Consider the following 25,826-nt stretch of genomic DNA (forward strand, 5'->3'; position numbering starts at 1 on the left):
GGGGACGCCATGGACCACCGTTTCCACCTGCTGCCCGCCGCCGCGCTGGTGATCGCCGCGCCCGCGCTGCACGCCACCACCTACCTCAGCGCCGACCAGGCGCGCGAACTGATGTTCCCGGGCCTGGCCTTCACCCACGAGGAAGTGATCCTCGCGCCCGAGCAATTGCGTGCGATCGCCCAGGCCTCCGGCGTGAAACCCTTTTCCACCCGCCTGCAGGTCTGGCGCGGCGCCGCGGGCGAGCTGTTCATCGTGGACGAGGTGCTGGGCCGCCACGAGTTCATCACCTTCGCGCTCGGGCTGGACGCTACCGGGGCGGTGAAGGACGTGGAGATCTTGCAATACAACGAGAGCTACGGCGACGAGATCCGCAACGCCGCCTGGCGCGCGCAGTTCACGGGCAAGCAGCACGGCGCGACGCTGAAGCTGGACAAGGACATCCAGAACATCTCCGCCGCCACGCTGTCGTGCAAGCACATCACCGAAGGCGTCAAGCGCCTGCTGGCCACCTATGCGCTCGTGCTTGGCAAGCCTGCCGCTTGAGCGCGCCCAGCCGTGGCTGGGCACCCGCGTCGCCATCCGCGTGGACCGGTGCCGGCCCGGGGCCAGTGCGCAGCGGGCGATCTCGCATGCTTTCCAGGAAGTCGCGCAAGTGCACGCCCTGATGAGCTTCCGCACGGCCGATAGCGACGTGGCGCGCTTGAACCGCGAGGCCCACCGCCACGCCGTAGCCGTGGACCGGCATACGCTGGCGGTGATTCATGCCGCGCGGGCCTTGTCGCATGCCAGCGAGGGCGCCTTCGACATCACCCTCGCCGGGCGCTGGGTTAGCGCGGGCCTGCTGCCGCCTCCCGCCGGTGCACCGTGGCCCGATCCCGCGGCGAGTTTCCGCGACGTGCGCATCGAGGACGACGCGGTACGTTTCCTGCGGCCACTATGGATCGACCTCGGCGGCATCGCCAAGGGTTATGCCGCCGATTGCGCCGCCGCCGCATTGCGCCGCCATGGCGTACTCGAAGGCCGGGTGGATGCGGGCGGCGACCTGGTGACGTTGGGGCACGGTCCGCATTGCATTGCGCTGCACGATGGCCGGGGCCGCAGCGACACGCTCGCCCTGGTCGAGATCGGCGAAGGCGCGGTGGCGACCAGCAGCAATCGCCCCGACGTGCGCCGCCACAACGGCCACGCGGCGGTCGCCCACTGGGACGGTCGCCGGGGCGATGCGTTGGGGCCGCCATGCAGCGTGAGCGTGCTGGCGCCGGAAGGCCTGTATGCCGACGCCTTGACGAAAGTGGTGATGGCGATGGGCGACGATGCCTTGCCGCTGCTGGTCCGCCATGGCGCGGTCGCCTACCGGCACGATGACGTCCATGGCTGGCGCTCATTGGGAGCGGCGGCATGACCCCGCCACGCGGACCCTTGCGGCTGTCGCCGCGCCGCCGGCGCTTCTGCTATGCGGTGGGCCTGGGCCTATGGTCGAGCGGCGTGGGCTGGCTGCTGTTTCACTATGGCCTGCAGCAGCCCGGCCCGTTCGGGCCGCAGCCCCACCCACTGGAAATCTGGTGGCTGCGCGTGCATGGCGCCTTCGCGTTCGCCATGCTGTGGACCTTCGGCATGGCATGGAGCGCCCATATCGTGGGCGGCTGGCATGCCGGGCGGCACCGCTGGTCCGGCGGCGCGGGCGTGGCGGTGCTGCTGGCGCAGATCCTCGGCGGCTACCTGATCTACTACCTGGTGGATGACGACTGGCACGACGGCGTGGCCACGGTCCATTGGATCGTCGGGCTGACACTGCCCTTCGTGGTGGCGACGCACATCGTGCTCGGCCGGCGGCGGCGGCCGCTTACCGGCGAGCGTCGAGGGCCGGCGCACGCCGATCCTCGATGATGTCGCCATGGCGCAGGACGTCGCCCTCATGGCCCTGGTCGCGCCAGGCCTCGGCCAGTGCCGCGTCATACCAGCGCCGCATCGACGGCAGCGCCAGCATCCGCCGGGCATAGTCCGAAGCGGGACCTTCGATCATCAGGCCATAGGTCTGCGCGCGGAACACCACCGGCGCGAAGAACGCATCGACTGCGGTGAACGCCGGCCCTGCCAGGAACGGGCCGCCGAAGCGGGCCAGGCCCTCGTTCCATAATTCGACGATGCGCGCCACGTCCGCCCGCAAGGCGGGACCGGCCTCGCGCAGGCGCACGCGGATGCCGCAATTCATGCCGCACTGCTCGCGCAGCGTGGCAAAGCCGGCATGCATCTCCGCCGCGGCACAGCGCGCCCAGGTACGCGCCGCACGATCGGACGGCCAGACGGCCGGATGGCTTTCCGCGAGGTACTCGGTGATCGCCAGCGAATCCCATACCGCGGTATCGCCGTCCACCAGGCATGGCACGCGGCCGTTGGGCGAGAAGCGGCGAAAGACGTCCCAGTTGGAACCCGGGCCGAACACCTGCAGCCGCTCCTCGAACGGCAGGCCCAGTTCGCTCAGCAGCACCCAGGGGCGCAGCGACCACGATGAATAGTTCTTGTTGGCGATATACAGGATCGGCATCGGCTCACATCCTCAGGGCATCTTGGCGGTTGCCGCGGCAGCAGGGGCGGGAGACGCCGGCGTGCGGCGGCGCGCATTGGCCAGCACCACGCCGCCCACGGTGACCACGCCGCCTGCCAGGGTCAGCAGAGTCGGGCGTTCGCCAAGCCATGCCCAGCCGATCAGCACCGCGATCGGCGGCGAAAAGTAGATGAAGCTGCTGACCTGCGAGGCGGGAGCACGATGCAGCGCCGCGTTCCAGGCGATGTAGCCGATGAAGGTGGGCGCGATGCCCAGCCACAGCAGCGCGCCGATGCGCGCGGCTGGCGCTACGGCCAAGGCATGCGGCAGGCCAAGGCCGAACGGCAGTGCGCCGAGCGCGCCCGCGAAGAAGGTGAAGCCGGTGACGCCCAGCATGCCGTGGCGCACGAAGAACGGCTTCTGGCCGACGAAGAACACCGAGCACGCCAGCACGCTCACCAGCACCAGCGCCGCCATCGGCTCGATCTTCAGGTCCTTGCCGCTGGTCAGCACCACCATCACCACGCCCAGCAGGGCCACGGCCAGGCCGGTGAGCGTGCGCGGCGACAGGCGTTCGCGCAGCCAGATCGCCGACAGCGCCGCGGTGGTGGCCGGCACCAGCGAGATCAGGATGGCGGCGGTGCCACTGGCGACGCGGGTTTCGGCCATGTTGAGACACAGGTGATAGACAGTGAGGCCGATCACGCCCAGCGCCGCCAGGGCCGGCCAGTCGCGCCGTGCCGGCAATGGCACCCGCCGGGCCACCAGCAGCGCGGCGAAGCACAACGAACCGATGGCCAGGCGCGCCAGCGCCACTTCGCCCGGACTGAACGAGGCCAGCGCATAGGCGATCGCCGCGTAGGCCGAGGACCAGGTGAGCAGGGCGATGCCGATATAGGCGAGGGCACGCCCGTCCAGGCGTTCCGGGGTTGGCATGAGGAAGGATTCCGGTGGGGAAACGAGCGCATCGTAAGTCCCTTCACGGCGCGCTTGAATGACGAATCAGCGTAGGATTCCAGTGTTTCTCTTCGGATCGAAATTGTCATGAACGCTGCCGCCTTTGAATCGAAACCTACTTGGGACGCCACCGACTGGCAGTTGCTGGAAGCCCTGCAGCAGGACGCTCGCCTGGGCTATGCGGAACTGGGACGCAAGGTGCGCCTGTCCGCCCCGGCGGTGGCCGAGCGCGTAAAGCGGCTGGAAGAAGCCGGGGTGATCGCCGGCTACCGGGCCGTGGTGAACCCGCGCAAGCTCGGCTATGAGATCGACGCGATGATCCGCCTGCGTTGCGACGGCGGTATCTGCGCCCGCGTGGGCGCACTGGTGGCCGATATTCCCGAGGTGCTCGACTGCCGCCGCCTGGCCGGCGAGGACTCGGCCCTGCTGCGCGTGGTGGCCATGTCCATCCCGCACCTGGAAACCGTGCTCGACCGCCTGCTCAAGCTTCATCACAGCATCAGCACCACCACCCTGGTGGTATTGCAGGCGCCCCACGAGAATCGGCCAGTGACGCGGGCCATGTGGCAGGCAGGACGCGCCCTGCTGCGGGATTGATTCGCGAGAACTTGCCGACACCCTGTCTCAGGTCCAGTACCGGGAAACGCATGCCCGCGTGAACTTCATCACACTTCCAACCAATCATCCTTCAGTTGGGTGACTGGCTGCCGCTTCCAATCGAAAGGTGCATGCCACGCTTGGCCAATTCCGAGGAAGCGCACGATCATGGCTCGGGTGCAAGAGCATGGCACCCGACAAACCCGTAAGTCGCAATCAATTGCGAGGGTAGGCGCGTTCCGATTGGGTTAGCATGCTCCGCACGGGGCGGCCTGATGAACATCATGGTGAACCTACAAGCGATTCGGTCGTCAGCTGTGGATGGTCGAGGAAAGGACGCTCTGTCCAGCAAGGGGTTGGATATGCGTAGGGGAACAGGAGTGGCTTTCTGGCTCTGCCAAGTCGCGATCGCCGTGGCGTACGCCCTGGGCGTATCGCTATTCCGCGAGCTTTCGATCTCGCACTGGCTCGTCCTGTGTGGCCTGCACATGTCGGCGCTGCTGCTGGTGCCTTATCGCTATTGGCCGGCACTGCTGGTGGGCGAGTTCGCCTCGCTGGCTTACTTGAGCGTGACGTGCGTGGATCAACTGGGTCCGACCTGGGCCTGGTGCAACGCGGTGCCCTCGATCGCATTCGCCATGCCCGTTGTCTACCTCGCACGCGAGCGGTGGAATGTCCTCCCCACCAGGACCACCGTCAACATGGGAACCCTGCTCGTCTGCGCTCTGGCCGTCGCAGCGATAAGGACCGGCTATAGCCTCGGCCTGGTGGCGACCGCCAGGCTCCCGGTGGGTTATGCCCCCATTCATTACGGCGTCGTGGCTGGCCGCTGGATGCTTGGCAACTACATGGGCATCCTGACCGTGGTGCCCTTCGTGCTGGTGATCCGCCAACTTCTGTCGGAAACGACGTGGACGATGTGGAGCGCGCGCTTCCTCAAGAGCAAGCTGGGCATGGAATCCGTGTTCTTGCTGGTGCCCATGCTGATCATCCTGATGTGGATGGGCTTGAGCGCGGCGCCGGAAAGCAGCACCCGCCAGATTGCCCAGGTCGCGATGTTCCTGCCCGTGGTCTGGCTCACGCTTCGCTATGGCTGGCAGGGCGCTGCCCTGGGCGGTACGTTTGGCAGCTTTGCCGTCATCGTACTGATGCCGACCAAATACGACGTCAGCACGCTGGATGCGCAGGTATTCATCGCCTTCACCATATCCACGATGTTGCTTACCGGCGCGCGCATTCGCGTGCTGGACGAACAGGCGCAACAGGAACGCTCCGACACGCGCTTCGCCCTGGCATTGGCGCAGCGCAACGTGCACCTGGGCGAAATGCAGCTGCGCTCGACCTCCCAGGCGCTCGAACAGGTACGCGAGACCGTGCAATCGGTCTACAACATGATGCTCGGGCGCCTGCACCACATGACCCCGGTCATCGACGACCGCCACTATCGCCGCCAGGCGTTGGTGGCGCAGGACCAGTTGTATCGCCTCGCCGACAGCTTGTGTCCGGTGACCTGGCGCGAGCGCGGGCTGCACGCCGTGCTTCGCGAAGGCCCCATGGCACGGGTGCTGGACGAGTCCGGCGTGTCCTACTGGTGCGACCTGCGCGGCCCGGTGAGCACGCTGTCGCCGACGATCCATCTGGCGATCTATCGTGTCGTCTGTGAGGCCATCGCCGATGGCTGCACGCGGGGCGACGTCAGCGACATCCGGGTGCAGGTTCGCTGCGGCGGCCGAAACAGTCAGCGCAAGTGGAGCGTAGTCCGAATCAATCTGCGCTCCACCGCGGAGCAGGTGGCGAACGTCAGGTGGGATGAACTGCTGCCACGCGTGCTACGCACCGCAACAGGCTTGGGCTGGCCGGCCATCGAGGACCGCGCCGCCACCTTCGAGGGCCGCGCGCGCGAGCACCTGATTTCCGGGGGACGCTGTATCAGCGTGATCCTGTTCGACCCCGAGAACCCCGGCAGTGAGCTACGCCGCCGGGGTTGAGGAGCGCGGGCGCGCATTCACTGGGCGTGGTTGCTGCATTCGATCGGATCGCAGGTCGAGGCGGCCGTCAGCCTGACGGTGCCATCGGTCTGCGGAGTGGCCGTGACCTGCACCGTATCGTCCTGGTAGACCGTGGTCGGCGTCGAGGCCGGCTGGGATGTGGTCGCCACGGCGGCCGGCTGCTGCGGGGTGCTCACCAGCTGGGCGAAGGTGCCGATCGGCAGCGTGATGAACTGGCCGCTGGAGGTGCCCACGGCGCCGATGACGTTGCCGTTGCGGTCGTTGACCTGGATGTACTTCACGCCACCCAGCATGAACACGTAGGCGTGCCAGTTCGGGCTGGCGCTGACGTCGGTGGTGTTCGGCCAGGCCTGGCCCAGGCCCGTGGCGGCCGGCTGGGCGGCAAGGGCGGCGCCCGACAGACCCGCAAACAGCAGTCCGGCGAGCGCGACGCGGCACAGTGTTGTCTTCGTCATGGTCATTCCCCTTTTCCTTCGTGGTGGCGACGCCTTCAGGCGCCCGGGCAATGTAGCACCACGATCCTGGCCCGTCGGCAACGCCCATCGCGGAACCTTGCGATGGGCGGAGCCCGACGCCTACCCAGTACTTTTGTCACGGTCGTGACGGCGCCGTGATGCGCATACTCGGGCGTTACATCGATCCAATCGCCACCAGGGGAAGTTGCATGCGCCGTCTGTTGTACCTGCTGCTGGCCGGCAGCCTCGTGCTGTCGCCCTGCTCCGCCGTGCTGGCCAAGGATGCCCATGCCGATAAAACCACACCCGCCGGCAAGGACGAGGACGTCCAGGCGCCATCCACCGAAACGGCCGTGCGCACCCGGCACAGCGTCAGCATCGGCGGCCGCTCGGTCAGCTACACGGCCACCGCCGGCACGCTGATCATCCGCGACGACAAGGGCGAGCCGCAGGCCAGCGTGTTCTACGTGGCCTACACGGTGGACGGCGGCAAGCCGGAGCAGCGCCCGGTCACCTTCCTCTACAACGGCGGCCCCGGCTCCTCCAGCATGTGGCTGCACATGGGCTCGTTCGGCCCGGTGCGCATCGAGACGGCCAGCCCCGCCGCCACCGCGCCAGCGCCCTACCAGCTGGTGCCCAACAAGGACAGCCTGCTCGACAAGACCGACCTGGTGTTCATCGACGCCGTGGGCACGGGCTATTCGCGCCCGCTGGGCAAGGCCGAGGGCAAGGACTTCTGGGGCGTGGACCAGGACGTGTCCGCCTTCAGCCGCGCCATCCAGCGCTACGTGTCGATCAACAACCGCTGGAATTCGCCCAAGTTCCTCTACGGCGAGAGCTACGGCACCACGCGCTCGGGCGCGCTGGTGGACGCGCTGCAGGACAAGGGCATGTATTTCAACGGCGTGATCATCATGTCCTCCATCCTCAACTATGGCGTGCGCATGCCGGGCTACGACGAAATGTACGTCGGCTACGTGCCCAGCTACGCCGCCGCCGCGTGGTACCACAACAAGCTCGCCAACAAGCCCGCCGACCTCAGGGCCTACCTGGACCAGGTGCGCACGTTCGCGCAGGGACCGTATGCCGCCGCGCTGGCCAAGGGCCAGGACGTGCCGCCGGCCGAGGCCGATGCGGTGGCGCGTCAGCTGGCCGCCTATACGGGCCTGTCGGTGCAGTACATCAAGGAAGCCAACCTGCGCGTCGAGCCCTCGCGCTTCCGCAAGGAGCTGCTGCGCGACGAGCGCCGCACCCTCGGCCGCTACGACGCCCGCTTCGAAGGCGTGGACGAGGATGCCGCCGGCGAGGTGCCTGGCTACGACGCCTCCGACACCGGCATCAGCGGCGCCTTCGTCAGCGCCTTCCACGACTACGTCACCGACCAGCTCAACTACCACAGCGACCTGGACTACCGGCCCACCTTCGGCGACATCAACAAGGACTGGGACTGGAAGCACAAGGCCGCCGGCGCGCGCCGCCCGCTGCCCACCGCCTACGTGGCGGGCGACCTGGCGCATGCGATGCGCACCAATCCCCACCTGCAGGTGCTGTCGGTCAACGGCTGGTACGACTTCGCCACGCCGTTCTTCATCACCGAGTACGACCTCTCGCACATGAACCTGGAGCCGTCGCTGCGCGGCAACCTGCATTTCTTGTACTACCCGTCGGGCCACATGATCTACCTGAACACCGAAGCGCTGCAGCAGCTCAAGGGCGACCTGGCGCGCTACTACGACGCCACCACCCACTCCTGATCCCGGAGACGACCGACCATGCGCACGCTTCCGCTCGCCTCGCTGGCCTTCGCCATCACCCTCGCGCTGGGCGCCCTGCCCACGCACGCCGACGACAATCCGCCCAAGGACGCGCCCAAGGCGCAGGCCGACAAGGACGGCAAGGACAAGAAGGCCGACGAGCAACCCGTTCCCGCCGACCGCGCCGTGGCCACCAAGCACAGCGTGCGCATCGGCGGCCGCAGCATCAGCTACACCGCCACCGCCGGACGCCTGCTGATCCGCGACGACAAGGGCAAGCCGACGGTGAGCTTCTTCTACGTCGCCTACACTGCCGACGGCGGCAAGGGCGGCAAGCGCCCGGTGACATTCTTCTACAACGGCGGCCCGGGTTCGTCCTCGATGTGGCTGCACATGGGCTCGTTCGGCCCGGTGCGCGTGGCCAACGAGGGCGACAAGCCGGTGCCGCCCGCGCCTTACCACCTGGTGCCCAACGAGGACAGCCTGCTCGACAAGACCGACCTGGTATTCATCGACGCGCCGGGCACCGGCTACTCGCAGCTGGTCGGCAAGACCGAAGGCAAGGACGTGTGGGGCGTGGACCAGGACGCCGATGCGTTCACCCGCTTCATCACGCGCTACGTCAGCGTCAACAACCGCTGGAACTCGCCCAAGTTCCTGTTCGGCGAAAGCTACGGCACCACCCGCTCGGCGGTGCTGGTGAAGTCGCTGCAGGAAACGGGCATGGAGTTCAACGGCGTGGTGCTGATGTCCTCCATCCTCGACTTCTCGGTGGCCGCGCCGGGCATCGACCACGGCTACATCGTGAACCTGCCCACCGAAGCGGCGATCGCCTGGTACCACAACAAGGTGCCGAACAAGCCGGCCGACATCGGCGGCTTCCTCGCCGAGGTGCGCCGCTTCGCCTCCGGCGATTACACGCTGGCCCTGGCCAAGGGCGACGCCATCGACCCTGCCGAGGCCGACCGCATCGCCAACCAGCTGAGCCGCTACCTCGGCCTGTCGCCGCAGTACATCAAGGAGGCCAACCTGCGCATCGGCCCCAGCCGCTTCCGCAAGGAACTGCTGCGCGACGAGCGCCTGACCGTCGGACGTCTGGACGGCCGTTTCCAGGGCATCGATCCGGATGCCGCCGGCGAGACGCCCGATGGCGACACTGCCAGCGATGCCGTGACCGGCGCCTATGTGGCCCTGTTCAACCAGTACGCGGCCAACGAGCTGAAGTTCACCGAGGACCGTCCGTACCTGCCCAACAACTACGGCGCCATCAACCGCAACTGGGACTGGAAGCGCAAGAAGAACGGCGGCTGGCTGCAGGCCACCTACGTGGCTGACGACCTGGGCGATGCCATGCGCCGCAACCCGCACCTGAAGGTGTTCTCGGCCAACGGCTACTACGACCTGGCCACGCCGTTCTACGCCACCGAGTTCGATCTCTCCCACCTGGGGCTCGAATCCGCGCAGCGCAAGAACATCACGTTCGGCTTCTATCCGTCCGGCCACATGATCTATCTCGACCAGCGCTCGCTGGAGCAGGCCAAGGCGGACCTCGCCCGCTTCTACGACGACGCCGCGCCGTGAGCAAGCAGCCGGCCGACACCGCAGCGGGCGAGGAGCAGCCGCTCGACCCCGCGCGCCGCCGCCTGCTCGGCGGCCTCGCGCTTACCGGCGCCGCGCTCGCGGTCGGCGGGCGCGAGGCATTGGGCGGCACATCGTCCGCCGCATCCCCGCCCGACGCGCTGGACGCGGCCCTGCGCCGGCATATCCAGCGCGTGGTGGTGATCTACGCCGAGAACCGCAGCTTCAACAACCTGTTCGCCGACTTCCCCGGCGTGGAACAGCCACTGGGCACGCTCAAGCCGGAGCAATACCAGCAGCGCGACCGCGACGGCTCGCTGCTCACGACCTTGCCGCCGATCTGGCATGGCCTGGCGCCGCACCAGCAGGTGGTGAACCATCGCAGCTACCAGGTGTTGCAGGACGACCTCAAGGACCTGCCGAACGCGCCGTGGGCGCTGCGCACCGGCAGCGGCGAGCCACTGCCGCACGGCGTGGTCACCCGCGACCTGGTGCACGCGTTCTACGAGAACCAGCGGCAGATCAACGGCGGCAGGAACGACGGCTTCGTCGCCTGGGGCGACACCGGCGCGATGGTGATGGGCCACTATGGCGACAGCGCGGCCAACCTACGGCTGTGGCAGCTCGCGCGCCAGTACACGCTGTGCGACAACTTCTTCATGGGCGCCTTCGGCGGCTCGTTCCTCAACCACCAATACCTGGTGGCCGCGCAGCCGCCGTTCTATCCGGACGCGGACAAGAGCCCCGCGCAGTTCAACATCGCGGTGACCGAAAGCGGCCGCGCGGACGACCCGCGCCTGAAGCTCTCGGAGGAATCGCCGGCCAGCGCCATGCAAGGGCGCCCGAAGTTCGCTTCGCGCAGCCAGCTCACGCCCGATTTCTGGGCGGTCAACACCATGATGCCGCCGTACCAGCCAACCAGCACGAAGTCGGACAAGGACCCGCTGCTGGCCAGCGCGGACAGCCCCAACACGCTGCCGCCGCAGTTGCACAAGACCATCGGCGACGTGCTGTCCGAGGCGGGCGTGGACTGGGCCTGGTATGCCGGCGCCTGGCAACTGGCGCTGGACGGCAAGGGCGACGGCGACGAGCACCAGTTCCCGCAGCGGCCGAACTTCCAGATCCACCACCAGCCGCTGAACTACTTCAAGAGCTTCGCCCCCGGCACCGAGGCGCGCGCCAGGCACCTGCGCGACGGTGGCGTGGGCAAGACCGCGCAGACCAACAAGTTCCTCGCCGATATCGAGGCCGACTGCCTGCCGGCGGTGAGCTTCTACAAGCCGGAAGGCGACCTCAACATGCACGCCGGCTATTCCGACGTGGATGCGGGCGACCGCCACATCATGCGCATCGTCGACGCCTTGCAGAAGTCGCCCTCGTGGAAGCACACGCTGGTCGTCATCACGGTGGACGAGAACGGCGGCTGGTGGGACCACGTGGCCCCGCCCAAGGGCGACCGCTGGGGGCCGGGCTCGCGCATCCCCGCCATCATCGTGTCGCCGTTCGCCAGGAAGGGCCACGTGGACCACACCATCTACGACACCGGCTCGATCGCCCGCTTCCTGACCCGCCGCTTCGGGCTGGCGAAACTGCCGGGGCTGACGATGCGCGAGCAGGCCATGGTGGCCGCCGGGGGACCGGCGCCGGGGGACCTTACCAACGCGCTGGCGTTTGGGGGTTGAGGCCAGACTGGTCGCGCACAGGGTGCGTTCCTACAGCGACCGCTTTTCGCCCCGCTCACATCCCCGGCGCCATACTCCGCGCACTCGTTCAAGGAGGGGAGAACCCATGCATCGCCTTCGTATGCTTTTCCTTGCCGGCGCCCTTGCGCTTGTCGCCACCGCCCATGCCCAGACCGGCCTCGGCGGCATCGTCAACCAAGCGCAGAACGCGATGAAGAACTTCGACATCGCCGACAAGAACCGCGACGGGCTGCTGACCCGGCAGGAGGCGGAGGACGGCCCGGTGCCCTTCATCCGCGCCCACTTCGACGCCATCGACAAGAACCATCGCGGCGCGGTGTCCAAGCAGGACGTGGCCGACTACCTGCAGTCGCTGCACCGCACGCCCGCGGCCGCCGCCAGTAGCGGGCACTGAAGCAGCCCACCGGGCGCCACGGCACCACCCTCATGACCATCCGCACCGGCCGGGAGCGGGCCGTCGATGGCATACTCGGCGTTCCTGCTGATGGAGTTTTCCCTCGATGCGCCCGTTCCATGCCCTCGCCCTCGGCGCCCTGGTGCTGCCGCTGGGCGCCCATGCCGCCGATCCGCATTCCTACGCCCAGCCCGACCAGGTGCGCGTCACCCACCTGGACCTGGACCTGAAGATCGACTTCCCGCACCGGCAACTCGATGGCCGGGCCACGCTGAAGCTGGACTGGAAGGATCCCAGGGCGCAGTCGCTGGTGCTGGACACGCGCGACCTGAAGATCGCCAGCGTCGAGGGCATCGACGACGCCGGCAAGGCGAGCGCGCTCACCTACGCCCTGGCGCCGCGCGACAAGGAACTGGGCAGCAAGCTGACCATCGCCGCGCCGAAGCATCCGGCGCAGGTACGCATCGTCTACTCGACCGTGCCCACCGCCTCGGGCCTGCAGTGGCTCAGCCCGGAACAGACGGCCGACAAGAAGCTGCCCTTCATGTTCTCGCAGTCCGAGTCCATCCACGCGCGCTCGTGGGTGCCGCTGCAGGACTCGCCCGCCATCCGCTTCACCTACGACGCGCATGTCACCGCGCCGAAGGACGTGCGCGTGGTGATGAGCGCGCTCAACGACGCGCACCATCCGCTCGACGGCGACTTCTCCTTCGACCAGCCGCACGCGATTCCCTCCTACCTGCTCGCCATCGCCGCCGGCGACATCGCCGTGCGCGAAACCGGCCCGCGCAGCGCGGTGTACGCCGAGCCCGCCGTGGCCGACAAGGCCGCCAGGGAATTCGAGGACACCGAGAAGCTGATCGCCACCGCCGAGACGCTCTACGGCCCCTACGCCTGGGGCCGCTACGACCTGCTGGTGCTGCCGCCCTCGTTCCCGTTCGGCGGCATGGAAAACCCCAACATGACCTTCGCCACGCCCACCATCGTGGTCGGGGACAAGAGCCTGGTCAGCGTGATCTCCCATGAGCTGGCCCATTCCTGGTCCGGCAACCTGGTGACCAACGCCGACTGGCGCGACGGCTGGCTCAACGAGGGCTTCACCACCTACGTACAGGGCCGCATCACCGAGGCCGTGTACGGCAAGGCGCTGGCCGACGAGGAAGCGCTGATCTCGGCCCGCGCGCTGCAGAAGAAGATCGGCGAGATGCCGGCCAACGCGCAGAAGCTCGCGCCCGACCCGCGCGGCATCGGCGCCGACGATGCGCTCTCCGACGTGGCCTACGACAAGGGCTCGTGGTTCCTGCGCACGCTGGAGCAGCGCTTCGGCCGCGCCACCTTCGACGCCTACCTGAAGGGCTATTTCGCGCACTTCGCCTTCCAGAGCATCACCACCGAGCAGATGCTGGACTACCTCAAGGCCAACCTGTTCGACACGAATCCCGGCAAGATGAGCTGGGACGAGGTGACGCAGTGGGTGTACCAGCCGGGCGTTCCGAAGGACGCGCCGCTGCCGGATTCGCCGCGCTTCGACGCCATCGACAGACAGCGCGCGTCGTTCCTCGCCGGCTCGCTCGGCGCGGACAGGCTCGACGCGAAGGGCTGGAACACGCAGGAATGGATGTACTTCCTCGACGGCCTGCCGGACGTGACGCCGCTGGACAGGATCAAGGCGGTCGACGCCGCCTGGCACCTCACCGGCACGCCCAACGCCGAGATCGGCATGCGCTGGTACAGCCACGCCATCGCCGCCGGCGACAAGGACGTGTGGAGCGCTGCCGCCGAGCACATGACCCGCATCGGCCGCCTCTACCTGACCATGCCGCTGTACAAGGCCTTCGCCAGGACGCCGGACGGCCTGGCCTATGCCGAGCAGGTCTATGCCAAGGCCAAGCCGGGCTACCACCCGATGACGCAGGAAGCGGTCGAGGCGGTGTTCGCCAAGGCGAAGAAGAAGAACAGCCCGTGAGCCCGGACGCGCCGCCTTGCAAAAGGCGGCGCGCGTCGCCATCGATGCCCATCGTCCCCATGATGCCCCGCCCATGAACGCCAAGAACGCCAAGCCCATTCCCGCCGCCTCCGACCGACCGCTATGGCAGCGGCTGGCCCTGCGCCGGCTCAAGTTCCTCGCCTTCGTGGCGGTGCTGCTGGCCGTCGTGCTGGGTGGCTCCTACCTGTTCGCGCCACAATGGCTGGTGCAGGCCGACGCCAAGCGGCAGGCGATGGCCGCGCACGTGGACAAGCACTCGGTGCAGGTGGGCGATACCACCTGGGTGTACTTCGAGGGTGGCCAGGGCCCGACCCTGCTGGTGCTGCACGGCTTCGACGCCAGCAAGGAAGTGTGGCTCAAGCAGATGGAGCAGCTGACCCCGCATTTCCACGTGATCGCTCCCGACCTGCCGGGCTGGGGTGAATCCACCCGCGAGGAAGGCGCCAGCTACAACATCGACGCCCAGGTCGCGCGGCTGGATGGCTTCGTGCAGGCCTTGCGGCTGCCGCGCTTCGTGCTGATCGGCCACTCCATGGGCGGCGCCATCGCCGGCGTCTACGCCGCCGAGCATCCCGAGCACGTGGCCGAGCTGGCCCTGATCGACTCGTTCGGCCTCAAGGCCGACGAGAACGACTTCGCGCGCGGCGCCCTGGCCGGCAAGAACCCGTTCATCTACGACGACCGCGAGCAGTTCGCCACGGCCACCGCACTGGCCTTCGCCAAGCCGCTGGACCTTCCCGGCCGCTTCCAGGACGTGCTTATCAAGCGCAACCAGCAGAATCGCGCCTTCATCGAGCGCACCTTCGACGAACTGCGCGACCCTTCGCAATACCTGGCGCTGCAGAACCGCCTGGACAAGCTGTCCATGCCGGTACTGGGTCTGTGGTGCCATGACGACAAGATCATCGACATCTCCGCGCTGGACAGCCTGCGCAACGGCCTGAAGAACGCCAGCGCCATCAGCACCAGCACGCTCAACGGCTGCAACCACATGCCGATCCTGGAGAAGCCGGACGAGACGGCGCGCATCCTGACCTCGTTCGCGCTGTCGCACTGACGCTCTCCACACGGACGCGACGCCTCACGGCGGGGACGCATCCACTACGTGCTCCGCCGTCAATCGGCCACGTCGGCGATCAGGCGATCCAGTTCCGTCTTCAACCAGGCGCCGTTCAAGCGCAGCCAGTCGCGCTGCTCGCGCCAGTCGGGAAAGAGCTGCTCCACCTGGGCCCAGAAGCGCGGCGCGTGACTGCGCACCTTCAGGTGGCACAGCTCGTGCGCCAGCACGTAGCGCAGGGCGGCCGGCGGCGCGAGCGCCAGCGCGAGGTCGAGGTTGATGCGGTCGCGGGTGTCCAGGCTGCCCCACAGGCTCTTCATCGGGCGCACGCGCAGCGCGGTGGGCGCCAGCCCAAGCTGCGGCACGTAGCCGGCCAGCCAGCGCGAGACGTCACGGCGGATCTGCGTTTCGAAGTACGAGGCGAGCAGGCCACGCGCCACCGGCAGCGCCCGCGTGTGCGGCCGGGGGATCACCAGGGTCAGGCTGCCCTCGCCCGCCTCCACGCGCGGGTATGGGCCTTCCGCCCAGTCGAGCAGCACGGTCTCGCCGCGCAGCGGAAATTCGGTGGGCGTGCCCAGCCGCAGCGGCGGCAGCGGCTTGACGATGAGGTGCAGCTCGTCAAGCTTGCGCTCCAGCCAGTCGGCATGGTGCCGCAGGAAGGCGCTGACCTGGGCCGGATGGGTGCCGTGCGGGTACGACACGCGGGCACCCTTCGGCGTCACCGTCAGGCGCAGCCGGCGCGCACGCGGATGCGCGGCCTTGAGCACGCGGATCGTGCTGCCGCTGGTGGTGGCCAGTTCCAGCCAGTCGCCTTCGAGATGCTGCGTCATGTCCCCGCCTTGATACTGCCCGGCGTCCAGGCCCGCTAGTGTCCCTCGGACAATGTGGGGGGAGCATGCAGTCTTCGCAAGACGAGCCTGTGACTAACTTCCCGCGCCCTCCCCTGCCTGCAGGGGGGGCGCAGCCAAGCTTCAGCCCTCGGCTGGCCGGGGCAGGCCGAACCATTCCTCCAGCTTGCCCAGCAGCCGCTCCAGCTCCAGGGTAAGCAGGGCGAAGGTGGCGTCGGCCTCGGCGGCGGCATCCGGGTGGCTATCGCCCAATTCGTCGGTGACCACGTCCAGGAACTTCAGCTTGCGCACGATCAGGTCCTCGCCCAGTACGAAGCTCATCCTCTCATCGAAAATGAGACCGAGTTGGAACACCTGCTTGCCATTGCGCAGGTGCTCCTTGATCTCCTCGCTGTCCAGGTCCTGGCGGCGGCACTTGGCGATGGCCCCGGTGGCGCTGGCCGGGTCGCGCAGCTCCACCTCGTCGCCCAGGGCCAGGCCGGCCGGCAGGTTGCCGTTGGCCAGCCAGTCGGTCATCAGCACGCGCGGACCTTCCTCGGGCGCCAGCGGCACGGCCGGGAAACTGCCCAGGGCCTCGCGCATCTGGGTCAGCGCGTTCTCGGCGGACTTGCGGCTGGAGGTATCCAGCACCAGCCAGCCGTGCTTCTTGTCCACGTAGGCACGCAGACGCGAGCTGCGGATGAAGGCGCGTGGCACCAGTTCGTTGAGCACGTCCTCCTTCAGGCGCTTGCGCTCGCGGCCGCCGACCTTGCGGCCTTCTTCTTCGGCGATCTTCTGCACGCGGCGGGCAAGTTCGTCGTTCACCACGGAACCGGGCAGCAGCTTGTCCTCACTGCCCACGGTGACCAGGGTGCAGGCATGGACGGCATGGGTGAGCGGCGCCTCCTCGCCCCGGCCCACCGGCGGCACGAAGCCCTTGGTACCCATCTCCATCGGCCCGCAGGGGCGCAGGCGATGTTCGCCCAGGGCCTCGTCCAGGCGGTCGAGGTCGGTGGCGACGGCGGGGGAAAAGCGGAACAGCGTGAGATTGCGAAAGAACATAAGTGGGTCGTATCCGGCCTGCATGGTCCACGCCCGCAGTAACGGACGAAGCGAAACCACCATCATACCGGATGCATCCGCTCGCCCCTGCCGGCGGCGCCCTGTTCCAGCTCCGGCTGCCGTTGCACCTACAGCCGCCATCGCCATGCGCTTTCGCCAGCGAGCGCCTTTCACGGCTACGCGCCCCAAAACCCGCCTCCTATAACTGAAATCAGGCGCTGCGACGCAGCGCCCGAGGGGAAATCGGTAGCGGTACTTACCTTGCGGCCGGCGGGTTCTACACCGGCGCCGGCAAGGCTTCGCGGCCACCCGTGGCGTCCAACGACCTTCGAAGCATGCGCGGACTGAAAGGTTTGCCGCGCAACGGGATTCGCTGTCGCCACGGCCCGGCCTGGACATGTCCATGGGAGGAACGCGCGTGACGAAAAACCTGACAAGGCAAAGCCATATTCACCACAAACCAGCGCGGCGTACGCCGCTGGCGCTGGCGCTGGCAATAACGCGCGGGGGGGGGGTACCACTAGGATTGGCGTTGGCGCTGGCCAGTACGGCGGGCATGGCGCAGTCCAATATCACCGGTAGCATTTTCGGCCAGGTGGCCGGCCATGCCGACGACGCCAGCGTGGTCATCCAGAACACGGACACCGGCCTGACCCGCACCACTGCGGTCGACAAATCGGGCCGCTACCGGTTCTCCTCGCTGCCGGTCGGCCGCTACAAGGTCACCTTGCAAGGCGCCGACGGCGCGCCGATCGGCACGCGCGACAACGTTGAATTGAACATCGCCGGCGGCACCGAGGTGTCGTTCGACGCCAGCGCCGCGGCCCAGGCGCAGAACCTGGGTACCGTCATCGTCACCGCCAATGCGTTGCCGGCCATCGACGTTTCCACCATCGACACGCGAACGGCGCTGACCTCGGAGCAACTCGCCAAGTTGCCCATGGGGGAGCGCGGCGTGGCCGCGGCGGCCATGCTGGCACCCGGCGTGGTGGCCAATGCCAGCTACGGCGTGCCTAGTTTCGGCGGCGCGGCCTCCTCGGAGAATGCGTATTTCATCAATGGCTACGCGGTAACCAATCCACTCACGGCCATCGGCTTTTCCACGCTGCCGTTCGATGCGATCGACCAGGAACAGGTGCTGACGGGTGGCTATGGGGCGGAGTTCGGCCGCTCCACCGGCGGCGTGATCAACCTCATCACCAAGCGCGGCGGCAACCAGTGGAAGGGCGGCGTCTACACCATATGGGAACCGCAGGCGCTGCGTGCCAACCCGCGCAACAACTATTACCCCAACACCGGGGCCTATCCCGCCAACGACCCGGACCCGAGCCACCGCACCGACAGCACCCTGTACCAGTACCGCGACAAGAACCAGTACTGGAAATCCACCTATGGCGCCTACGCCAGCGGCCCGCTGATCAAGGACCGCCTGTTCTTCTATCTCGACGCGGAAATGAACCGGCGCGAGGGCACCAGTGTGGCGTCCTATGCCAACTCCTCGGCGGCAACCGCGCGCTTCGGCTGGAACGACTACAGCTACGAGATGCCGCGCTGGACTGGCAAGCTCGACTGGAACATCACCGACAACCACCTGCTGGAACTGACCGGCGTTTCCGACAAGACCCAGTACTGGTCGGATCGCTCCACCTTCGACTACGGCAGCCTGAGCCACGGCGACAGCCAGACCGGCGGTGTCTATACCAAGAACGGCGGCGAGCTGTACGTCGGCAAGTACACCGGCTACCTGACCGACAATCTGACGGTGTCGGCGCTGTACGGCACGCAGAAGATCAAGCATGTGGAAACGCCCGACGGCTACGATCCGAACTGCCCGTACATTTCCGCCTCGACCCAGTCGCAGGTGCCGGGGCTGGTCTACAACAGCTGCCAGACCGCGATCAGCTCCACCACCCTGATACCTGGCGCCAACGACTCCACCCATGGCTGGCGGCTGGACATCGAGTACCAGCTCGGTGACCACGACCTGCGGGTGGGCTACGACGCGCAGACCGCCAAGTCGTTCACCGGCTCCAGCTACGTCGGCGATTACGCCTGGGCCTACGGCCGCCAGACCAATCCGAACACACCGATCAACAGCGGCCTGGGCGTGATCGGCTCGCCCGCATCGGCCGGTGGCTACGGTACCCAGGGCTATTACGTCTACAAGGCCTACAGCACGCGCAGCGCGGCGGTGAAAACCGAACAGGAGGCGCAGTACATCGAGGATCGCTGGCAGATCAACGAGCGCTGGCTCCTTTCGGTGGGCCTGCGCAACGAGCAGTTCAGCAACTTCAACAAGAACGGCGAGGCCTATATCCGCCAGCGCCACCAGTTGGCGCCGCGCATCGGCGCCGCCTGGGACGTGTACGGCGACGCCAGCCTCAAGCTGTTCGCCAATGCCGGCCGCTACCATCTGGCCATTCCCAACAACGCGGCCACGCGCAGCATTTCCGGCTCGCTGATCACCAGCCAGTACTTCACCTATACCGGCGTGGACCCGGTGACCGGCGTACCTACCGGCCTGAACCCGATCGCGGTCAACCCGAACAGCCCGTACCTGTGCCCCAACGGCGGCGTGTCCTCCAACCTCGAATGCGGCCAGGCACCGGACCCTCGCACCGTGGCGGCCAAGAACATCCGTTCGCACTACCAGGACGAATACATCCTGGGCATGCAGCAGCGGCTCGGCGACCGCTACAACTGGGGCGCCAAGCTGACTTATCGCAAGCTGCAAAGCGCCATCGACGACACCTGCGCCCAGGTGCTCGGTGGAAGCTGCATCGCCTTCAACCCCGGCCAGGGCAATACCTTCGTGTTCCTCGAACCGGACGGCAGCTATCGCACCGAGTATTTCAGCAAGGAGCAGCTCGGCATGCCCGATCTCAAGCGCAAGTACTACGCGCTCGATCTCTACCTGGAGCGTCCGTTCGCCGACAAGTGGTACGGCAAGGTGGAATACACTTTATCGCGCAACTACGGCAACACCGAAGGCCAGCTCGCCTCCGACCTGGATACCGGCTCAGGCGGACAGGAAGACGTCGGTCGCACCCAGGACTGGGACCTGCCCCAGCTGATGGTCGGCGCCAACGGGCCGCTACCGAATCATCGCGCCCACCAGATCAAGGCGTTCGGCTACTACCAGCTGACCCCGGAATGGCGCTTCGGCACCACCTTGATCGCCGCCTCGGGCCGCCCGAAGAACTGCACCAGCTACTACCCCACCGCTGATGCCGGCCTATACAACGGCTCCTACTATTACTTCTGCGGACTAGCCGGATCGGGTACGGCCGTAGGTTCGTCGAACTACGTCGCGCCCTCGGCGGACTATCGCTTTTCACCACGCGGCTCGCAGGGCACCACGCCATGGACCTACCAGCTCAACCTCAATGTGGCCTACACGCCAGACTGGGCCGGGCTGAACCACAAGCTGACCCTTCAGGTCGACGCGATCAATGTGCTCAATCGCCAGACGCCGACGATGTACAACTGGCGTTATGCATCGAACCGCACCACGGTAAACCCGCTATACGGCCGCGAGCTGAACTACACCGACCCACGCTATTTCCGGCTTACCGCACGCTACGACTTCTGAACTTCACCAGCGGCTTCGGAGAGAGGGGGCGGCCATTGGCCGTCCCCCTTGCCGATGGCGTTGACCATGTCGCGCTTCTGCTCGCGAGATAAATCGCCCGGATCTCGTTTGTGTTGTTCGTTGTAGGAGCGCACCTAGTGCGCGATCCATCCTGCCGCAATGTGGGTCGCGCACCAGGTGCGCTCCTACAAAAGCTCGCCACAAACGTCCTGGCGTGACTCAAAGACCCATCGGGGTGCCGTCGACATAGCCCTCGAAGATATAGTCGTTGAGAAACTGGCGCCGCCAGAGCAATGCCCGATCCACCTTGCTCAATTCGGCCTCATCGCAGACGAGGTTCCATTGGTGACGAATGCCGGAAATCTGCGCCGCGATAAGTTCGCGAGCCTCTTGATCGGTGAGCAAGAAGTGACGTGCTGAGAGCCGGCAGATCTCTAATTGGCTGCGTTTATCATCACCGCTAATAAACATAGCCTGGTTGGCTTCACGCCCCATGCGAGACTGAGGGCAGATGTCGTACGCCGGTGTTAGCGTCAGATAGGCCCCATCCCAGAACGCGGCATGGTTCCGGGCATGATCATCGGTGTTTCCCGTCAGTATGTTGAACACCATGCGACCGAACAGTTCGCGAAGCGTGGTCTGGGGGTCTGTAAACCGTGCCCGAATGATGTCGGCAAGTTCGCTGTAACTGGCATAGCGTGCCTCCATCTCGCTAAGACCAAGGATGGTGAGTGCCGATACCATGGAGCGACGCGTCCATCCCTTGTCCGTATGTTCGCGATCGAATCGGCGCACGAGCAGAACATCCTTGCCGCTCGCCTTTTTCAGATGTACCGGAGCCACATCCAGATTGGCGGCTTCTTTGGCGAGCCGCATAGCGATGAATTCGGCTTTCACGACCGCGTAGGTATCGTTCGACGCGGAAAACTTGGCAATGTACTTGTCGCTTCCCTGCTGGATCAGCGCTTTTGGACGTGCCCCGCCAATGGAACTGCCATGGTAGAGGGCTTTCTCGAGCGCCGGGGGAATGGGCTCCCCCCTGTCAACGCGCTCGGCGGCTTCCAACAGGTCTTCCAACGTCGCATTTTCCAGCTCACGAGGCTCGTACCGTTCCGGGGACTGCTGAAAATCCAGTGCGCCGATTCGGTCAGAGCCGGAGTAGAGCATGAAGGTCAGTTCGTCGAACTCGACATCGCGGGCCGCGTCGCCTCCGAGGCCGGTAAGTCGATTGATGATGACTCTGCGTCCCCAGGCGTCGGGTGAACCATCACGCAGACAGCTCGCCATATCGAGCGGAGCTTTGGGCGTGAACGCGCCACGTTGCAAAGGCAATTCCGGGGAGTAAATGGGGATAGCGGCGTCGCGCTCGAGGTAAGAGCGGCCGTAGTTGAAGACATAAATCCGGCCTTGACTCGCGATTCGGCCAGCCACCACCGGCTCCAGCGCACCGGGGAGCCATATCCAGACAAACGCTTCGGTAGCGGCGGCCGGTTGGCCGAAGATCGCCTTTTGATCAGAAGTCATCCTTTACCCCTGAGAGTGGGCGCCGAACTGATTGAGGCAGCAGCGCCAACTTGTCTTCCACCCTCTCGATTGCCGCAGTGACGCCAGCCGAATCCTGTAGGAACAGCGGAACGCCCACCAGAACGGCAGCCTCGAATGCCAGGCCGATCTCGACTTTCGCGCTCCCCTTTTCAATGGATTGCATCGTGCCCCGGGAAATGCCAATCCTGGCCGCCAGATCGGCCTCCGACATCAGCCGCTGTTTGCGGGCCAAGCGAATCTGCGCCCCCAGCAGCTTGAGGGCGTCCATGGTGGCGCGGGAATAAGTACGTGGAATGGCAGGCATGACCGTCTCAATGGCTAATATAGCGACCATAAATGGCCTTTATGCCCGTTATATTAGCCATTTCATCCAGGCACGCAACCACAAGAATGACTGCCCTGGCGATCTTGGGAACCATAACTGGCCCAGTATCCGCGCCCCTTCGGGTGGAGTCCCGCTACTCCCGGCCTGCTTTAGGTATCCGTTTACCGCGCGACATGACTTCTAAGCCTGTAGAGAGGGACGGTACGATAAAAAGAGGCGGCCAGTTGGCCGCCTTTTTTTGCCGCCGCGCATCCTCGCGCAAGTCAGTGCTTGCTGACCGCCGCGACCGCGTTCACCACGGTATCGAGATTGGCGCGGTTCAGCGCCGCCACGCAGATGCGGCCGGTGCCGATCGCATAGATGGCGTACTCCTCGCGCAGGCGGTCGACCTGGGCCTTGCTCAGGCCCGAGTAGGAGAACATACCGGCCTGCTGCTGGATGAAGGCGTACTGCGGCGCACCCGCCGCGGCCAGCTTCTCCACCATGCCGGCGCGCATGGCGTGGATGCGCTCGCGCATCTCGGCCAGTTCCTGCTCCCACATCGCCTTCAGCTCGACGCTGTTGAGCACGCCCGACACCAGCGCGCCGCCATGGGTGGCGGGGCTGGAGTAGTTGGAACGGATGGTGCGCTTGACCAGCGACTGCACGCGCAGCGCCTCGTCACGATCCTTGCCCACGATGGACAACGCGCCCACGCGCTCGCCATACAGCGAGAACGACTTGGAGTACGAGTTGGCCACCACGAACGATTCGAGGCCAGAGGCGGCGAACAGGCGCACGGCGGTGGCATCGGCGTCGATGCCTTCATCGAAGCCCTGGTAGGCCATGTCGATGAAGGGCATCAGCTTGCGCTCCTTCACCAGGTCCACCACCTGCTGCCACTGGCCAGCGTCAAGGTCCACGCCGGTGGGGTTGTGGCAGCACGCGTGCAGCAGCACCACGGTGCCCGGTTCCAGCTTGCCCAGGTCCGCCAGCATGCCGGCGAAGTCCAGCCCGTGGGTGGCGGCGTCGTAGTAGGCGTAGTCCACCACCTCGAAGCCGGCGGCGGTAAACACCACGCGATGGTTTTCCCAGCTCGGGTTGCTGATGGCGACCTTGGCGTTGGGCAGCACCTTCTTCAGCAGGTCCGCGCCGATGCGCAGCGCGCCGCTGCCGCCGATGGTCTGCGAGGTGGCCACGCGGCCGGCGGCCAGCAGCGGCGAATCCTCGCCGAACACCAGCTTCTGGGTGGCGACGTTGTAGGTCGGCAGGCCATCGATCGGCAGGTAGCCACGCGGCTTGGCCTCGGCGGCCAGGGCCTGCTCCACCTCGCGCACCGCGCGCAGCAGCGGGATGCGGCCCTGCTCATCGTAGTAGATGCCCACGCCCAGGTTGACCTTGCCCGGGCGGGCATCGGCCAGGTAGGCCTCGGTAAGTCCAAGGATCGGATCGCCCGGGGTCATTTCAACGGATGCAAAGTGCGACACGGCGTTACTCGACTGGTAGATGGTTGGAATCACGGCGCATCCGGCGAACCGGCGAGCCACTGGTGCGCGTCGGCGCGTGGAGCATCCTCGCGCGCGCCCAGCGCGGCGAAGTCGAACAGGTTGCGGTCCGCGAGTTGGGACGGCGATACGCTGCCCAGCGCGCGGAAGATGTTCTCGGCACGGCCGGGCTGGGTCTTCTCCCAGTCCTCCAGCATGCGCTTGACCGCCTGGCGCTGCAGGTTTTCCTGCGAGCCGCACAGGTTGCACGGGATGATCGGGAACCGGCGCGCCTCGGCGTACTCGGCGATGTCGCTTTCCCTGCAGTAGGCCAGCGGGCGGATCACCACGTGGCGACCGTCGTCCGAACGCAGCTTGGGCGGCATCGCCTTCAGCTGCGCCTGGTAGAACAGGTTGAGGAAGAAGGTGCCCAGGATATCGTCGCGATGGTGCCCAAGCGCGATCTTGCTGACGCCATTGGCCGCCGCCCACTGGTACAGCGCGCCGCGCCGCAGGCGCGAGCACAGGCTGCACATGGTCTTGCCCTGGGGGATCACCCGCGTCACCGTGCTGTAGGTGTCCTGCTCGATGATGTGGAAGGGCACGCCGCGCGCAGCGAGGTACTCCGGCAGCACGTGCGCGGGGAAACCCGGCTGCTTCTGGTCCAGGTTCACCGCGACCAGCTCGAAGCGCACCGGCGCCTTGGCCTGGAGCGAGAGCAGCACGTCCAGCAGGGTGTACGAGTCCTTGCCGCCCGACAGGCACACCATCACGGTGTCGCCATCCTCGATCATGTTGAAGTCGGCGATGGCCTGGCCCACCTGGTGACGCAGGCGCTTGGCCAGCTTGGCGGCCTCGTACTGGTGCTTGCGGGTGGTCTCGGGCTGGGCGGACATGACGGGGATCGGGCGGGACGGCCCCCCATTGTAGCGATCTGGCCGCCAGGGGTACGCCCCATGGCCGTCGGCGTTACACTTGCAGGCCTGTTTCCCCACCGCACGCCGCCATGCAGGTCCAGGACCAAGCCGCGATCGCCCATATGCTGGCCGAACTGCGCGTCGAGCACCGCGACCTCGACGTGGCCATCGAGCACCTGGCCTCCTCGTTCAGCCGCGACGAGCTGCAGCTCACCCGGCTGAAGAAGCGCAAGCTGCAGCTGAAGGACCATATCGCGCGGCTGGAAAGCAAGCTGATTCCCGATCTGGATGCCTGAACGTCCAAGTGTGCGCGACATCGCCCCGCGCCGGGAGACCACGATGCCGCCTCGCCGTTGGCATGACGAGTCCCGTCGTTTGTCGCCCCTCCCACGCCATGCCAACGATCACCACCGGAGTCGCCATGCCCTCGCTTTCCCCGATCCGCCTGGAAGACGGCCACGTCGCCCTGGAACCCCTGGCCCCGGACCACGCGCCGGCACTGGAAGCGGCCGCGGCCGACGGCGAACTGTGGAAGCTGTGGTTCACCAGCGCCCCGGCGCCCGGCGAGGCGGCGGACTATGTCGCCAAGGCGCTGGCCGGCCAGGCGGCCGGCACCATGCTGCCGTTCGCGGTGCGGGAGAAGGGCAGCGGCGACATCGTCGGCACCACCCGCTTCTATGACTTCGTACCAGAGCTGCCGCGCATCGCGATCGGCTACACCTGGTATGCCAGGCGCTGGCAGAAGAGTCATCTCAACACCGCCTGCAAGCGCCTGCTGTTCCGGCACGCGTTCGAGGCGCTGGGCTGCGTGGCGGTGGAGTTCCATACCGATCGCCGCAACCTCGATTCGCAGCGCGCGATCGAACGCCTGGGCGCGCACCGCGACGGCGTGCTGCGCGCCCACAAGCGCCGCCCTGACGGCACGCTGCGCGATACGGTGTGCTACAGCGTGATCGCCAGCGAATGGCCGGACGTGTCGCGCTGGCTGGCGATGCGACTGGATCGGCTGGCGGGTTAACCGTATCCCTCTCTGTAGGAGCGCACCCAGTGCGCGATCAT

The 25,826-nt window shown here is 66.7% G+C and carries 23 protein-coding genes; 14 read left to right on the top strand and 9 right to left on the bottom strand.

Going from position 1 to position 25,826, the window contains the following annotated elements; all coding sequences use genetic code 11:
* Nucleotides 1–9 precede the first annotated feature (9 nt).
* The 3 genes from MJ605_RS06005 to MJ605_RS06015 are packed head-to-tail and all read left to right on the top strand — an operon-like array spanning nt 10 to nt 1,887.
* Nucleotides 10–543, top strand: coding sequence for an FMN-binding protein (locus tag MJ605_RS06005; RefSeq protein WP_243040192.1), 534 nt, complete (start codon nt 10–12; stop codon nt 541–543).
* Nucleotides 524–1,402 carry an FAD:protein FMN transferase gene (locus MJ605_RS06010; protein ID WP_243040195.1) on the top strand — a complete coding sequence of 293 codons (879 nt, stop codon included), beginning with the start codon at nt 524–526 and terminating at the stop codon, nt 1,400–1,402. The genes MJ605_RS06005 and MJ605_RS06010 overlap by 20 nt, the downstream gene beginning before the upstream one ends.
* Complete coding sequence (locus MJ605_RS06015; protein ID WP_243040196.1) at nt 1,399–1,887, top strand: hypothetical protein; 489 nt, start codon at nt 1,399–1,401, stop codon at nt 1,885–1,887. Before MJ605_RS06010 ends, MJ605_RS06015 begins: the two co-directional genes overlap by 4 nt.
* Here MJ605_RS06015 and MJ605_RS06020 read toward each other — a convergent pair.
* Both MJ605_RS06020 and MJ605_RS06025 read right to left on the bottom strand, forming a co-directional pair.
* Nucleotides 1,844–2,545 carry a glutathione S-transferase family protein gene (locus MJ605_RS06020; protein ID WP_243040202.1) on the bottom strand — a complete coding sequence of 234 codons (702 nt, stop codon included), beginning with the start codon at nt 2,543–2,545 and terminating at the stop codon, nt 1,844–1,846. The genes MJ605_RS06015 and MJ605_RS06020 overlap by 44 nt on opposite strands.
* A 12-nt stretch (nt 2,546–2,557) precedes the next feature.
* Nucleotides 2,558–3,481: a DMT family transporter gene (locus MJ605_RS06025; RefSeq protein ID WP_243040204.1), complete on the bottom strand. Its 924-nt coding sequence runs from the start codon at nt 3,479–3,481 to the stop codon at nt 2,558–2,560.
* Between the two features lie 108 nt (nt 3,482–3,589).
* Here MJ605_RS06025 and MJ605_RS06030 point away from each other — a divergent pair, with 108 nt between their 5' ends.
* Nucleotides 3,590–4,099 carry an Lrp/AsnC family transcriptional regulator gene (locus MJ605_RS06030; RefSeq protein ID WP_243040208.1) on the top strand — a complete coding sequence of 170 codons (510 nt, stop codon included), beginning with the start codon at nt 3,590–3,592 and terminating at the stop codon, nt 4,097–4,099.
* Between the two features lie 380 nt (nt 4,100–4,479).
* Nucleotides 4,480–6,087, top strand: a complete 1,608-nt coding sequence (locus MJ605_RS06035) for an MASE1 domain-containing protein (RefSeq protein WP_243040216.1) — start codon at nt 4,480–4,482, stop codon at nt 6,085–6,087.
* Nucleotides 6,088–6,104: 17 nt separating this feature from the next.
* Here the strand turns inward: MJ605_RS06035 and MJ605_RS06040 are convergent, their stop codons facing one another.
* Nucleotides 6,105–6,563, bottom strand: a complete 459-nt coding sequence (locus tag MJ605_RS06040; protein ID WP_243040218.1) for a hypothetical protein — start codon at nt 6,561–6,563, stop codon at nt 6,105–6,107.
* Between the two features lie 209 nt (nt 6,564–6,772).
* Between MJ605_RS06040 and MJ605_RS06045 the strand changes: the two genes are divergently transcribed.
* The 6 genes from MJ605_RS06045 to MJ605_RS06070 all read left to right on the top strand — a co-directional run bounded on the left by MJ605_RS06045 (nt 6,773) and on the right by MJ605_RS06070 (nt 15,036).
* Complete coding sequence (locus MJ605_RS06045; protein WP_243040219.1) at nt 6,773–8,317, top strand: S10 family peptidase; 1,545 nt, start codon at nt 6,773–6,775, stop codon at nt 8,315–8,317.
* Nucleotides 8,318–8,335: 18 nt separating this feature from the next.
* Entirely contained in the window at nt 8,336–9,898 is a 1,563-nt protein-coding gene (locus tag MJ605_RS06050) for a S10 family peptidase (protein WP_243040221.1), read from the top strand.
* Nucleotides 9,895–11,577: an acid phosphatase gene (gene acpA, locus MJ605_RS06055; RefSeq protein ID WP_243040224.1), complete on the top strand. Its 1,683-nt coding sequence runs from the start codon at nt 9,895–9,897 to the stop codon at nt 11,575–11,577. The genes MJ605_RS06050 and acpA overlap by 4 nt, the downstream gene beginning before the upstream one ends.
* Before the next feature lie 106 nt (nt 11,578–11,683).
* Nucleotides 11,684–11,992, top strand: coding sequence for an EF-hand domain-containing protein (locus tag MJ605_RS06060; RefSeq protein ID WP_243040229.1), 309 nt, complete (start codon nt 11,684–11,686; stop codon nt 11,990–11,992).
* Between the two features lie 106 nt (nt 11,993–12,098).
* Nucleotides 12,099–13,958, top strand: coding sequence for a M1 family metallopeptidase (locus MJ605_RS06065; protein ID WP_243040231.1), 1,860 nt, complete (start codon nt 12,099–12,101; stop codon nt 13,956–13,958).
* 73 nt (nt 13,959–14,031) lie between these two features.
* Entirely contained in the window at nt 14,032–15,036 is a 1,005-nt protein-coding gene (locus tag MJ605_RS06070) for an alpha/beta fold hydrolase (RefSeq protein ID WP_243040238.1), read from the top strand.
* Between the two features lie 59 nt (nt 15,037–15,095).
* On the opposite strand, the gene MJ605_RS06075 is transcribed toward MJ605_RS06070, so the two are convergent.
* Together MJ605_RS06075 and MJ605_RS06080 are read right to left on the bottom strand one after the other, a co-directional pair.
* On the bottom strand, nt 15,096–15,866 hold the full coding sequence (locus MJ605_RS06075) for a M48 family metallopeptidase (protein ID WP_243040240.1): 771 nt from the start codon (nt 15,864–15,866) through the stop codon (nt 15,096–15,098).
* A 141-nt stretch (nt 15,867–16,007) separates the two neighbouring features.
* Nucleotides 16,008–16,925 (bottom strand): recombination-associated protein RdgC, encoded by a 918-nt coding sequence (locus MJ605_RS06080; RefSeq protein WP_243040246.1) that lies wholly within the window; start codon nt 16,923–16,925, stop codon nt 16,008–16,010.
* 532 nt (nt 16,926–17,457) lie between these two features.
* On the opposite strand from MJ605_RS06080, the gene MJ605_RS06085 reads away from it, so the two are divergent.
* Nucleotides 17,458–20,517 carry a TonB-dependent receptor gene (locus MJ605_RS06085; protein WP_243040247.1) on the top strand — a complete coding sequence of 1,020 codons (3,060 nt, stop codon included), beginning with the start codon at nt 17,458–17,460 and terminating at the stop codon, nt 20,515–20,517.
* 219 nt (nt 20,518–20,736) lie between these two features.
* Here the strand turns inward: MJ605_RS06085 and MJ605_RS06090 are convergent, their stop codons facing one another.
* From MJ605_RS06090 to ttcA, 4 genes are all read right to left on the bottom strand, one after another.
* Complete coding sequence (locus tag MJ605_RS06090) at nt 20,737–22,041, bottom strand: type II toxin-antitoxin system HipA family toxin (RefSeq protein WP_243040248.1); 1,305 nt, start codon at nt 22,039–22,041, stop codon at nt 20,737–20,739.
* On the bottom strand, nt 22,031–22,366 hold the full coding sequence (locus MJ605_RS06095) for a helix-turn-helix transcriptional regulator (RefSeq protein WP_243040249.1): 336 nt from the start codon (nt 22,364–22,366) through the stop codon (nt 22,031–22,033). Before MJ605_RS06095 ends, MJ605_RS06090 begins: the two co-directional genes overlap by 11 nt.
* Nucleotides 22,367–22,650: 284 nt before the next feature.
* Nucleotides 22,651–23,853 carry an amino acid aminotransferase gene (locus MJ605_RS06100; protein WP_345779521.1) on the bottom strand — a complete coding sequence of 401 codons (1,203 nt, stop codon included), beginning with the start codon at nt 23,851–23,853 and terminating at the stop codon, nt 22,651–22,653.
* 29 nt (nt 23,854–23,882) lie between these two features.
* Nucleotides 23,883–24,746, bottom strand: coding sequence for a tRNA 2-thiocytidine(32) synthetase TtcA (ttcA, locus tag MJ605_RS06105; protein WP_243040255.1), 864 nt, complete (start codon nt 24,744–24,746; stop codon nt 23,883–23,885).
* A gap of 110 nt (nt 24,747–24,856) precedes the next feature.
* On the opposite strand from ttcA, the gene MJ605_RS06110 reads away from it, so the two are divergent.
* Together MJ605_RS06110 and MJ605_RS06115 are read left to right on the top strand one after the other, a co-directional pair.
* Nucleotides 24,857–25,063, top strand: coding sequence for a YdcH family protein (locus MJ605_RS06110; protein ID WP_243040257.1), 207 nt, complete (start codon nt 24,857–24,859; stop codon nt 25,061–25,063).
* A 125-nt stretch (nt 25,064–25,188) separates the two neighbouring features.
* Complete coding sequence (locus MJ605_RS06115) at nt 25,189–25,785, top strand: GNAT family N-acetyltransferase (RefSeq protein WP_243040259.1); 597 nt, start codon at nt 25,189–25,191, stop codon at nt 25,783–25,785.
* Nucleotides 25,786–25,826 lie beyond the last annotated feature (41 nt).

It is taken from the genome of Dyella sedimenti (genome assembly GCF_022760995.1).
GTDB classification, from domain to species: domain Bacteria; phylum Pseudomonadota; class Gammaproteobacteria; order Xanthomonadales; family Rhodanobacteraceae; genus Dyella; species Dyella sedimenti.